This is a genomic window from Streptomyces sp. NRRL F-5630 (assembly GCF_000719475.1).
GTDB lineage: Bacteria > Actinomycetota > Actinomycetes > Streptomycetales > Streptomycetaceae > Streptomyces.
On the sequence record NZ_JOGO01000086.1, the window covers coordinates 18,978 to 30,893 of the forward strand.

Sequence of the window (11,916 nt, forward strand, 5' to 3'; positions counted from 1 at the left end):
TGGGGGACGCCGTCCGGCCGGGGACCCAGGGGGCCGGGGGACATACGGCCCACCCCCGGGGTGCTTCCCGGTCGAGGGCTCGGGGGTCGGCGCGGGGTCGCGCCGGCCCCCGGCCCTGACTACCGCCCGAAGTCCGCCCCGAACCGCGCGTACTCGTTTCCCGTGCGCCCCAGGTCCCCCGGGTTCACAGCCCGTGCGCCGCTCGCCGCCCCCTTCGGGAGCACCCACATCGCCCCCGAGTCCTTCGCGTCCGTGTCCTCACCGGGCGCACCGACGACGAGCGACGTCCGCCCGCTCGCGTCGAGGTCCCGCAGGGAGACCGCCGCGCCGAACCGGTCCCCCGCCTCGGAGACTCCGGGCACCCCCTTGGAGTCCTGGGTGACCGCCGTGGCGCCCTCGCCGGTGAGGCCCTTCCACGAGCCCTTCAGCAGCACCACGGACCCCGCGTCGTCCAGGTTCTTGCCGCCGCGCTTCAGCGCCTCGCCCGGCACACCCACCGCGACGTCCGCGAAGCCGTCTCCGTCCACGTCGCCCACCGCGAGCGCGGAGCCGAACCCGTCGCCGTCCTCGTTGACGCCGGGCACGCCCTTGGTGTTCTGCGTGATGGAGTCGACGGGCTTTCCCGGCCCCGTTTCGGACCCGTACAGCACCTGGACGGTCCCGTGGTCGAAGTCCAGTTCCTCGACCAGCCCGTCGGGCACGGCCCGGATGACGAGGTCGTCGACGCCGTCCCCGTCCACGTCCCCCGCCGCCATCGCGCCCGCGATCGCGAGCTTGCGCGAGGTGGTGCCGAGGCCCTTCGCGCTCCCGCTCCACAGCTGGCTCGGGTGGCCTGCCTCCTCGAAGGAGTGCTCGGTGACGACATCGTCCTTGCCGTCGCCGTTGAAGTCCCCGGAGACGATCTCGTCGGGCGCGAAGGTCTCCTTCGTGTCGAGCTTCGCGGTACGCGCCGGGGCGCCGTCCCGCTTCAGCGGTCCGTACGCGACCGAGAGCCGCACGTCGTCCGGCCCCTCGCGTCCCGCCGCGACCAGGTCCACGTGCCCGTCCCCGTCGAAGTCGCCCGCCGTGAGCCCGGAGTCGAGAGTGGCGTCCTTTACGGCGGTCGGCTGGGCCGCGTAACCGGAGGCCGTGCCCCAGTACACGGCGATGCCGCCGCCGTCCGCGTTGTCCCGCTGCACGGCGAGGTCCTTGCGGCCGTCGCCGTCCAGGTCGCGCACGACGGGTCGCGCGCCCGGCAGTTCGCGGTGCCGCGCCGGGTCGCCCTTCGTCAGCACACTCACGTAGTCACCGCCCGGAGCCGCGACAACGATGTCGCCCGGGAGCGCGGAGGCCGCCAGGGGCGCGGCTCCCGCGGCGGGTGCGAGGACCAGCGGAGCCGTGAGCAGCGCGGCGACGGAGGCGCAGCGCAGGGTGAAAGGGAGCCGGACGGGCATGGGTTCCTCCAGGAGCGGGGCGTTTCCCGCGTGCGGAATGCGGCGTACGTACTCTCAGATGCGCGGCGGACCGCAGAAGTTGGGGAGGAATGGTGCCTGTTCGGTGGTGTTCGGATGACGCGGGGGGCGCGCGGTGCTTCGCGTGCGCCGGGTGAGGGGCCCAGGTGCGCCCCCGGGAGGGCGCCGCCGCCTCACGTAAGGCACAATTCCCGTACATCACAGCAGAGTTCGGCGCATCCGCCAGAGGGCGGGACGGTGGCCCCCGCGGCCACGTACCGGCGGGGCTCGCGAGTAGGGACGGGGACGGGCCGGTGGCCGTACAGCAGGACACGAGCCGGGAGGGGCACCAGGGCGGCTGCACCTGCGCGGACTGCCCCGCGGGCGCCCGCAACGGGCACCAGCGCGCGGTCGCCGCGTTCGTCCGGCGACGCGAGGAACTCGCGGACGGCAAGGGCCTGCCCGCCGCCGTCGCGCACTCCGCGGGCGCGAGCCGCCAGTGGGTCTCCGACGAACTCGCCGAGTCCGCGCGCCTCGTCGCCGAACGAGGCCGCAGCGAACGCCTCTCCTGGCTCCACCGCCTGCGCCCCGTGACCCTCGTCGTCCTCGGCGTGATCCTCCTCGTCCTCCTCCTCGTGCAGGGCCTCACCGCGCTCGGCGCCGGGTGGACCACCGCCCGCAGCGCCGGTCTCGTCGCCGCCGTCATCCTCGCCGCGCTCCTCGCCGTCGCGGCCCACTTCCACCGTGCGCGCGGCGGCGTCCTCGCGCCCGTCGTCGGCGAGGACCAGCGCCTGTCCACCTCGCGCACCGTCGCCGCCTGCTGGGTCCTCTTCAGCGTGTACGCGGTCCTCGTCCTCGCGGGCGAACTCGCGGGCGCCTCCGGCCACGACCGCCGCGCGGAACTCCTGGACGGCCTCGAACTCGGTCGCGGCGTCGGCCTGTTGACCGTCCTGGCGGCGAGCTGCGCGGTCGCCGTGCTCGTGCGCCACACGGTCGGCGTACGGGTACGGGGCCGACGCCTCCAGAAGGTGCGCGCCGACCGGCCGCGCGCCGCCGACCTGCTCACCGACGACTCCGGGCACGGCAGCTTCACCGACAGCCAGTACGTGCTCGTGCACGCCGCCGCGCTCGTCTTCTGCGCCGTCCGGCTCGCCCGCCGCCCCGAGCAACTCCCCGACCTCCCCTGGGCGCTCGCCGTCCTCGCCCTCGTCTCCGCCGCCACCTACCTCGCGGGCAAGGCCACCGAGGGCGGCGGCCCCGTCATCCACTCCGTCGTCCGCACCCGCGAGGCCGGCGACCTGGACGCCCCGATCCGTACCGGCGACGACATCGAGATCCGCGGCACCGGCTTCCTCCCCCCGGGCGCCGAGACCCCGCAGGCCCTCGTCCGCATGGCCGTCCGCATCGGCCAGGTCCAGGTGCACGTCCCGCTCATCCCGGTCCCGGGCGGCTTCACGAACCCGACCGACACCCTCCTCACCGTCCCCATCCCCGCCGAGGCCGAACCGGGCCGCGTCATGGTCCAGGTCATCACGGCGGCCGGTGTGGAGAGCAACGAGGCGGGCATGGACCTGGTCGACTGACGAGGCCCCCCGCACGGGCGGTAACCAGAATCCCCGCAGTGGCACGGGGGCAAGTGGTCGTGTACGGCATCGATTCGCCCAGACCGAACACCAAAAGCCGCCACGGGAGTTACGCTCAGTGGCGTGAACGCCGACACGGACCACGCCCTCCTGGAGTGGCGCGCCAACACCAGCACGAACACCGCGACCTTCCCCGTCCGCCTGCACGCGACCACGCGCCCCGGCACCTGGCACGCGACCCTCACCACCCCGGACGAGGACACGACAGAGGTCCTCGCCTTCCTCCTGGACACCGACCCCTGGTTCACCCTGCTCCGCCCCGGCACCCCACCCACGGAGGTCAGGGTCATCTCCTTCGACCCCATGGACGGGCTTCGTCTGACGACGGGGGGAGCGTGGGGCGAGGACGGGGCTGGGGGTAGCTGAGGGTGGGTGGTGTTGCGGGGGCCGAAGGGGGTGTGGGGTGTGGGGCTGGGCGCTCCGGGGTGGGTGCGGGTGCGGCGGGCTGAATGCCGGGGTTGGGTGCCGGGGCGTGAGCTGAGTGCTGCCGGGCCGGTGCGACGGGGGGCGGGTGCCGTGGTGCCGGGTGGGTGCTGGGGGCGGGCTGGTGGAGCGGTGGTGGGGCGCTCGCGTGCTGCTCATCGCCGGAGCCGGAGCCGGATTGGACCGCGGGCCCTGGCCGCACCTGGGCCCGGGGTGGGAGCCGGGCTTGCCTCGGGTCCGGGCTTCGGGCCTGCTCTGAGCCGGGGCCTGGTGTTGGGCCGGGCCTGGTGGCGGGCTTGGGTTCTTCCTTGGCGGGGCGGGGCTGGGCTGGGTCGGGGGTGCGGGTGGGCGACGATGCGGCGGAGCCTGAGGCGGCGGCCGGGCGGCCTTACCGATGAGGCTGTACCCGGCTGAGGCGGTCAGTGCGGGGCTGACTGCGCGCGATCGGGTGGGTGAGCTTGGCGCTGAGCGGGTGCCGTCGGGGACGGTCTCGGGGCTGGGGGCTGGGGGCTGTCGGCCAACGGCGATGTGCGCCTGTGGAGGAGCTGTTGGCGGCTTCTGAGGGCCGCCTCCGTTCTGACGAAGCCGAGTTGGGCGGTTGCGATCACCGGCGCGACTGGTGCGTGGGCTCGGCGGGTGCTGGCGAGGTCTTCGGGGTCGAGCGCCGGTTCTGGAGGTGAACGCCGGACCTGGTGGGGGATTGACGAACGTTGCGGACGGCGGCCGTGCCCGTGGCCATGAGGTGGGACCCGGGCCGACCACCGTCGCGACCGGGACGGGGCGAACAGGCGGCGACGAAGTCCCGCCCCCTCCCGCGTCCACCGCCCGGAGACGAAAGCCGGGCCGACGTGGGATGTTGAGCCGGGAGCCGGGAGCCGGGAGCCGGGAGCCGGGAGCCGGGAGCCGGGAGCCGGGAGCCGGGAGCCGGGAGCCGGGAGCCGGGAGCCGGGAGCAACGGCCGCGCCTCTCCGGCCTCTCGTGCGCCGATGCGGAAGGTGGCAGTCCCCGGGGCGTCCGACGGCGGCAGTGAGGTGGCTGAGGGCAGTCGTGAGGTGCCCGACGGCAGCCGCGAGGCGTCTGATGGCAGTCGACGTTCCCCGAAATGTCGTCCCCCCGGGCCTCAACCGCTCGCGATAATGCGGCACATGGCTGACTCCTCTCCCGGCTGGACGACCGTGGCACGGCTCGACGCGGAGCAGATGGCGGACGAACTGCGCGCGCGGGGCGTACGGCTCGTGGTGGAGGGGCCCTGTCCGGGTGGCCAGGTCGGTGCGGCGTACGTGCGGTGGGAGGACGACGGGCGGCGCGGGGTGCTGAAGTGGCGGCCAGGCAGCTCCGTCGCGGCGGCACGGGCCGGCGCGCTCGCCGTGGTCGAGGCACTGCGGGAAGCCGGGTACCCCGCACCCGCCACCGACCTCGTCGCACAGATCGGTGACGCGGTCGTCACCGTGCAGGAGCTCCTGCACGGTACGGGCATCGACCGTCTCACGACCGCGCACCTCGACCAACTGCTGCGCCTCAACGAGACGCAGGCGAACCGTCTCACCGGCCACCCCCGCATCCCCTCCGCCGCCCTCCACCTGGGCGACGACGGCCCCGGCTTCTGCCTCCACGAGCCGCTGCGCCGCCACAGCCCCCGCACCGCCGCCCTCGAACGCCGGATCTCCGCCCTCGCCGACCGCTACCCGCCTCTCCTCCCCGGCAACGACGCCGTCCACTACGACTTCCACCCCGGAAACCTCCTGGCCACAGGACCCGACATCACCGGCGTCATCGACTGGGACGGCGCCGCACGCGGCGACCGCCGCTTCGACCTCGTCACTCTCCGCTTCGGCCTCCACACAGCGAACGCCACCCCCGCCGTCACCGACCGCCTCGACGCCGTCCTCGCCACCCTCCCCGCCCACATCCTCATCCCCGCCTGGGCCCACATGAGCCTCCGCCTGACCGACTGGGCCATCCGCCACCCCACTCCCTCCGGCCCCACCCCCTGGCTCGACCTGGCCGACCGCCACCTCCCCTGACCACACCCCCGCGTCAGCCCCCAGCCGGCCCAAGTCACCGCTCCCTGCCCGGAAGCGCTGCTACACCGATGAGCCGCGCCTTGTCCGGGCCGGTGTCACTCCTTGTCGGCGAGGTCGTCCCTCTGCCCCACCCGGCGTCCGGCGCGGAGCGGGCGTGCCCCCCGAACGGGGACGTGTTCCGCCCCAGCCAGCACTCCCGCCGGGGGAGGCGTTCCCTACCGGCGGGCTCGCGTCCTGCCCGGAAACGGGAAGCGGGCGCTACCGGCAGGACTCACTCCTCCCGGCCTCGGGCTTCCCGGCCAGGAGGCGTGCCCGTCGGCGGAGACAACCCCACCTCACGCCCCGGCAGAGGGGCGTGCCCCATCACCGGGCCACGTCCTGCCTCGCCGCTCAGGAAGCTCCGCCCGCGTCCGGCCGCGAGCCGGTCGGCCCCCGTCCCCCGGCTGGCGCACGCCGGGCCCTCGTTCGCCCGACCAGCAGGCCCCCGCCGCCCGGCGGAGCCCCACCCGGAACCTGTCGCCCCAGCAGAGCACCCCGTCCCGTCGTCTCCTTACCATCCGTCGCAGTTCCATCGCCCGGCGGGACTCAATCGCCCAGCAGAACGCCCCCTCGCCCGGCGCGGTTCCACCACCCGTCGCGCCACCCCCGTCTCGTCGCCTCCCCTTCTCCCGTCGCGGCCCCATCAACTGGCGCACTTTCCTCACCCGGCGCCCCCTCGCGCCTGTCGCGCCCCCACCGTTTGCTGAAGCCCCATCGCCCCGCAGAGCCGCCCCGTCGTCCCGTCCTCCCCGACTGCTCCTTCGGTCACCGCCCCACCCGGTCAAGAGTCCCCCTGGAGTGCGTAGGGTCGGGCGCGGTGGGCTGCGGGGTTGAGGTTCCGTCGGTCGCCGCTCCGTTCCTTCCGTGTCCCTCTGAAAGGCGGCGAACCGATGACCTCCGGTACTCCCCTCCTCCCGTCCGGCCCCGGTGGTGGGGTGGGCAATCTGCCGGACGGCGGCCTGCGCACGCGGCTCGGGCGGTACTCCCTGCTTCCGCTGCGAGTGTTTCTCGGCGTCACCTTCGTCTACGCCGGTATCGACAAGCTCACCGACAGCGCCTTCCTCTCCTCTTCGGGGAACGGTTCTCTCGGGGACCTCCTGCGGTCCGTGAAGGGGAGCGCAGGCGTCCCCGCCCTCGTGGACCTCGCTCTGCACAGCCCGGTCGGCTTCGGCTACGCGCTCGCCATCGGGGAACTCCTCGTCGGTCTCGGCACTCTTCTCGGGGTCTTCGGCCGCGTCGCCGCCCTCGGCGGCGCGGCGATCTCGCTCTGCCTGTGGCTCACGGTGAGTTGGTCGGCGACGCCCTACTACTACGGCAACGACCTCGTCTACCTCATGGCCTGGCTCCCCCTCCTGCTCGCCGGGACCCCGTACTTCTCCTTCGATTCCTTCCGCTCCGGGCGCCGGAGGGCCGTCTTCCGCAACGGCGGTTTCGGTAACACCTGGAAGCGCTGAGCCGTCCCCTCTTCACCGCCCCGGCCTTCAGCCCGCCGGTGGTGGGTCGTCCACCGGGTCCGCGCGGCGCCTCCGGGCGCGCCGTACCCCGTATCCGAGCAGCCCCGCCATCCCCGCGAGGACCAGCGCGCCGCCGGCCAGCGGCAGTACCGTCCACCACGGCAGGCCGTCGTTGTCCACGAGGTCCGCGAGATACAGCGCGGCGGCGAGCAGGAACCCCAGGCCCAGGACGAGGCGTCCGGGGCGGAACTCAGTGCGCACGGTTCACCACCAGTTCTCCCAGCTCGACCCGTGCCCGCAGTACGAGCGTCCCCTCGGTCGGGGCGCCCTCGCGGGCCGGGAGGGTCATCTTCTGTTGCTCGTCGAAGGCACTCTGGATGTGATCCTTCGTGTGGTCCGACAGGTGCAGAGCGCCGAAGCCGATGTCGGAGCGCAGCTCCACCTTCGTCCCCGCCGGGACGAGCACTTCGAGTCGGCCCGCCTTCACCTCGACGTCAGTCCGCACCGTGTCGTTCTTTCCGAAGGGCACGTCCCGCAGGTCGAGCGAGGCCGTGCCCGTTCCCAGGCGGTATTCGCCGCGCACGTCCGTGACCGAGGTGGGCCGCCAGTCCGCTGTCCGCCAGTCCGTCCTGATGTCCCTCGGGAGCGCGGCCGAGGCCGCGAGGAGTCCGCAGGTGATCAGGGCCAGCACTACCGTGCCGCCGCCGATCCGGCCCACGAAGGCCCCCACCGCGAGGCCGATCCCGAACACCGCGAGGGCCAGCGCAAGACCGAGCACGAGGCTCGACCTCAGCGGCTCGCCCTCCCACGTGGACGCCGCTCCCGCGACCCCCGCGACGAGCGCGGCCAGGAACGTCCAGCCGCCGATTCCGTAGCGCCGAGCGCGAGGGCTGTCGTCACCCGGCCCCACGGGTGGCACGGTCCCGATGGGGCCCCTGCGGTCGTCCCCGCCCGTACGCGATGTCTCCGCCTCGCTTGTCCCCGTCCCGCCGTTCTTCGTGAGCGAGACGTGCACCTCGGGGGCGTACTCGGACGGCCCCCACAGGTACACGCGTGCGGCGAGAGCCTCCTCCGTGGGGGTCGGTGCCTGCTCGCGCCACCAGGCCGGCGCCATCCGCACGGGCGGGGCCTGCGCCTCCGGTGGCGCGTCCGCCGCGACTCCCTCGGCCGAGGCGTCGTGTCCCGCCGCGTTCTCGCGCTGCCGCGACCAGTACCCAGCGCCCGCCGTGAGGACGAGCACCAGAGCGGAGAAGAAGAGAACGTCACCGTCCCCGAGCGTCGAGAGGAAGACTCCGCAGCCGACCAGGACGGACAGCAGCGCGGCCAGCCCGGGCCCGGCGACCTGCCCGGTGAGCATCCGGCGGCCCTCGCTCTCCTCCTCGTCGTCGAAGGGCACCACGAGCCACCCGACGCCGTACGCGACGAGCCCGATGCCCCCCGCGACGGCCAGGACGGAGAGGACGACACGAAAGATCACCGGGTCGACCCCGCACTGCCGGCCCAGGCCAGCGCACACGCCGCCCAGCACCTTGTGCCGGCGGTCGCGGCGGAACCCGCTCCAGAAAGGCGGTGACCCGCCCGCCTCGGTGGGCGGGGGCGGCGGCTGAGCGCCGGTCCGGGAATCTGTCATGTGTTCATGGTGACTGCCCCGGACCCTCCCGGGCATCAGGGATCACCCTGAAAGAAACCCTGAGACCACCCTGATACGGACGCCGTCACGGTGACAGCCGGCCGCCGGGCCGGAGCAGGTCAATTTCCTTGTCGTGCAAGGGAGATGGGGGCCTCGGTCACAGGATGCCGATTTTTGGCGCTTCTGGGGGAAATCTCAGGGTTGTTCTAGGGGAGAACCCTGATGTCAGGCGTGTTTTCGCGTGTGAGGATCGAACCATGTCGGAAGCCACCTCGGTACCCAGCGCACCTGACCGGCCTCCGCGCAAGCTCTATCGCAGCGGTGAGGGCCGTCTGCTGGGAGGAGTGGCGCGGGGTCTCGCCGGACACCTCGGGCTGCCTGTCTTCTGGGTGCGCGCCGCCTTCATCGGCCTGCTCCTCGTCAACGGGCTCGGCGCCCTCCTCTACGCCGCGTTCTGGTTCTTCGTCCCGCTCGGCGCCGGGGGAGTCGGCGAGCCCGGCGACTCCGGTACGAGCGGCCGGGTCCCGTGGCGTGCGCGGGTCGCGAAGAGCACGGCGCGGGACCGTGGCCAGCTCATCGCCCTGCTGCTCATGCTGATCGTCGCACTCGCCTACGCCGTGAGGACGGACATCGGAGAGACGGCGCGCGGCTATCTCGTGCCAGGACTCCTCGTCGGGGCGGGCGTCGCGCTCGTGTGGCGGCAGGCGGACAACGCCCGGCGCGCCCGCTGGGTCGAGATCGGCAGCCGCCGCCGCACCCTCAACGTGCTGCGCGCGGCGGCCGGCGTCGTCCTCGTCGGCACGGGCGTCTCCGTGATCATCGTGCTCCAGGGCTCGGCGCAGCACCTCGGCTCGGCCTTCCAGGCGGCCCTCGCGGTGCTCGTGGGGCTCGTCCTGCTCATCGGCCCCTACCTCATCCGGATGACACAGGACCTTTCCGAGGAACGTCTCATGCGGATCAGGGCGCAGGAGCGTGCGGAGGTCGCGGCGCACGTCCACGACTCCGTCCTGCACACGCTCACGCTGATCCAACGGCATGCCGAACGACCACAGGAGGTCCGGCGACTGGCCCGTGCCCAGGAACGGGACCTGCGGGAGTGGCTGCGGCGTCCGGAGGGCAGCGGGCGGGAGAAGGAGGAGGAGCCGACACGGCTCGCCGACGCCGTGCGCAAGGCGGCTGCCGAGGTCGAGGACAAGCACGGGGTGCCGCTGGAGGTCGTCATCGTCGGGGACAGCGAACTGGACGACGCGCTCTCCGCGATGATGCAGGCCGCGCGGGAGGCCATGGTCAACGCCGCCAAGTACGGTGGCGGCGGCGAGGTGCAGGTGTACGCGGAGGTGGAGGCGAGCCAGGTATTCGTCTCCGTGCGGGATCACGGTCCCGGCTTCGACCCGGAGGCCGTGCCGGCGGACCGCATGGGGGTCCGGGAGTCGGTCATCGGCCGGATGCGGCGCCACGGAGGACGGGCGAAGATCCGTCCGGCTCCTGGTGGGGGAACAGTGGTGGAACTGGAAATGGAGAGACTGCGGGATGAGTGAACCGACGAAGACGGGCCCGGGCCAGGGGCGGGACGCGGGAGTGGTACGCGTCGTGCTCGTGGACGACCACCGGATGTTCCGTGCGGGGGTGCGGGCCGAGATCGATCATCCGGGGGAGCACGGTGTCACGGTGGTGGGCGAGGCCGCCGACGCGGACGCGGCGGTACGGAGCGTACGGGAGTTGATGCCCGATGTGGTGCTGCTCGACGTGCATCTGCCGGGTGGCGGAGGACTTTCGGTGCTTCAGCGGTGCGCCGACCTCGTCACGGACACGGAGCGGCCGGTCAGGTTCCTCGCGCTCTCGGTGTCGGACGCCGCCGAGGACGTCATCGGAGTCATCCGGGCGGGCTCGCGGGGCTACGTCACCAAGGCGATCAACGGCACCGAACTCGTCGCGGCGATCCATCGCGTCAACGAGGGTGACGCCGTCTTCTCGCCACGGCTCGCGGGTTTCGTGCTCGATACCTTCTCGAACAACACGGTCCCGCCCGTCGACGAGGAACTCGACAAGCTCACCCAGCGCGAACGCGATGTGCTGCGGCTCATCGCGCGTGGCCACTCGTACAAGGAGATCGCCAAGGAACTGTTCATCTCGGTGAAGACGGTCGAGTCGCACGTGAGCGCGGTGCTGCGCAAGCTCCAGCTCTCCAACCGCCACGAGCTGACCCGCTGGGCCGCCGCCCGCCGCCTCGTCTGACCCCCGACGGTCGGACGCGGCGACGGTCTGGGGGCGCCAACGGTCTGGGCGGTCGGTAACGGCCAGGGGGAGCTGGATAACGGCCTGGCCGTCGGCAGCGGCGGCCCGGCACCGGTAGGGAGCTGGCTCTCCGGGCGACCGGGGTGCTACGGCGGAGGGCAGGTGGCCACCACGCTACGGCGAAGCCTGCGACCAGCACGCTGAGGCAGGCCGATTCGGCCCGGCATGACGACCTGCCCGCACGGCCGCGCAGCCCCGGGGCTGCGCGCCGACAACTCCGGCCTCGACGCCACATCTCCGTCAGACGGCGCAGTACCGCGAGCCTCCCCGACGCAGCCCCGAGCCCGGGCCGTGCGGCCCACCTCCGGCCGGCCTCGCCCCCCGCCCCCGTGAACCCGGCGGTCCGCCAGCCCCTGTCCCCGCCGCCCCGTCAGCCCCCATGCCTCGCCGCCCGGTGAGCCCGGCGGTCCCGCACGTCCATTAGCCACCGCGTCCCCGCCCGTGCGGAGCGCCAACCCGGCCTCCCCGTGTGCTCTTGCAGCCCCGCGAGCCCACCAGCCCTTGCGTGCTCTCGCCCCCGACGCAGCCCCGAGCCCGGGCAGGTCCACCTCCGGCCGGCCTCGCCCCCCGCCCCCGTGCACCCGGCGGTCCGCCAGCCCCAGCAGGCCGCGCTCCCATCACCCCCTGCCCCTGCCGTTCCGCCAGCCCCCGTGCCCCGCTACGCCGTGAGCCCGGCCGTCCTGCGAGCCTGTCAGCCACCGGGTCCCCGCAGCCCCGCCCGCCAGTCGGCCTCCGTGCTCCGCAGGTCCGCCAGCCACCGCCCCCGGCAAGCTCCGCGACCCCACCAGCCCTTGCGTGCTCTCGCCCCCGACGCAGCCCCGAACCCGCGCCACGCGGCCCGCCCGCCAGCCACCGCTCGGCCCCGCCCCGCAGCCCCGCCCGCCCCTGCAGTACCGCCAGCTCGCCAGCCCCGTGCCCGGCCGCACCGGGCCCCGCCCCGCTCGCGTCCCCGCCCCGCCCCGCTCGCGGCTCCCGCCC

General features: G+C 73.7%; 9 protein-coding genes. 6 read left to right on the forward strand and 3 right to left on the reverse strand.

Annotated features, from left to right (window positions below; all coding sequences use genetic code 11):
• Positions 1 to 119 precede the first annotated feature (119 nt).
• On the reverse strand, positions 120 to 1,433 hold the full coding sequence (locus IF99_RS0126825) for an FG-GAP-like repeat-containing protein (protein ID WP_031000310.1): 1,314 nt from the start codon (positions 1,431 to 1,433) through the stop codon (positions 120 to 122).
• A gap of 311 nt (positions 1,434 to 1,744) precedes the next feature.
• Between IF99_RS0126825 and IF99_RS0126830 the strand changes: the two genes are divergently transcribed.
• The 4 genes from IF99_RS0126830 to IF99_RS0126845 all read left to right on the forward strand — a co-directional run bounded on the left by IF99_RS0126830 (position 1,745) and on the right by IF99_RS0126845 (position 7,013).
• On the forward strand, positions 1,745 to 3,013 hold the full coding sequence (locus IF99_RS0126830; RefSeq protein WP_031000311.1) for a hypothetical protein: 1,269 nt from the start codon (positions 1,745 to 1,747) through the stop codon (positions 3,011 to 3,013).
• A 123-nt stretch (positions 3,014 to 3,136) separates the two neighbouring features.
• Entirely contained in the window at positions 3,137 to 3,439 is a 303-nt protein-coding gene (locus IF99_RS31205) for a hypothetical protein (protein WP_037827691.1), read from the forward strand.
• A gap of 1,202 nt (positions 3,440 to 4,641) precedes the next feature.
• Complete coding sequence (locus IF99_RS0126840; protein WP_031000312.1) at positions 4,642 to 5,520, forward strand: phosphotransferase; 879 nt, start codon at positions 4,642 to 4,644, stop codon at positions 5,518 to 5,520.
• Between the two features lie 929 nt (positions 5,521 to 6,449).
• Entirely contained in the window at positions 6,450 to 7,013 is a 564-nt protein-coding gene (locus IF99_RS0126845) for a DoxX family membrane protein (protein WP_031000314.1), read from the forward strand.
• Positions 7,014 to 7,040: 27 nt separating this feature from the next.
• Here the strand turns inward: IF99_RS0126845 and IF99_RS0126850 are convergent, their stop codons facing one another.
• Both IF99_RS0126850 and IF99_RS0126855 read right to left on the reverse strand, forming a co-directional pair.
• Complete coding sequence (locus IF99_RS0126850; protein WP_031000316.1) at positions 7,041 to 7,274, reverse strand: hypothetical protein; 234 nt, start codon at positions 7,272 to 7,274, stop codon at positions 7,041 to 7,043.
• A complete protein-coding gene (locus IF99_RS0126855) occupies positions 7,264 to 8,643 on the reverse strand; it encodes a PspC domain-containing protein (RefSeq protein ID WP_078655298.1) in 1,380 nt (459 codons plus the stop codon). Before IF99_RS0126855 ends, IF99_RS0126850 begins: the two co-directional genes overlap by 11 nt.
• Before the next feature lie 257 nt (positions 8,644 to 8,900).
• On the opposite strand from IF99_RS0126855, the gene IF99_RS0126860 reads away from it, so the two are divergent.
• Together IF99_RS0126860 and IF99_RS0126865 are read left to right on the forward strand one after the other, a co-directional pair.
• Positions 8,901 to 10,181 (forward strand): ATP-binding protein, encoded by a 1,281-nt coding sequence (locus IF99_RS0126860; RefSeq protein ID WP_031000325.1) that lies wholly within the window; start codon positions 8,901 to 8,903, stop codon positions 10,179 to 10,181.
• Positions 10,174 to 10,878: a LuxR C-terminal-related transcriptional regulator gene (locus tag IF99_RS0126865; protein WP_031000327.1), complete on the forward strand. Its 705-nt coding sequence runs from the start codon at positions 10,174 to 10,176 to the stop codon at positions 10,876 to 10,878. Before IF99_RS0126860 ends, IF99_RS0126865 begins: the two co-directional genes overlap by 8 nt.
• Positions 10,879 to 11,916: the final 1,038 nt, after the last annotated feature.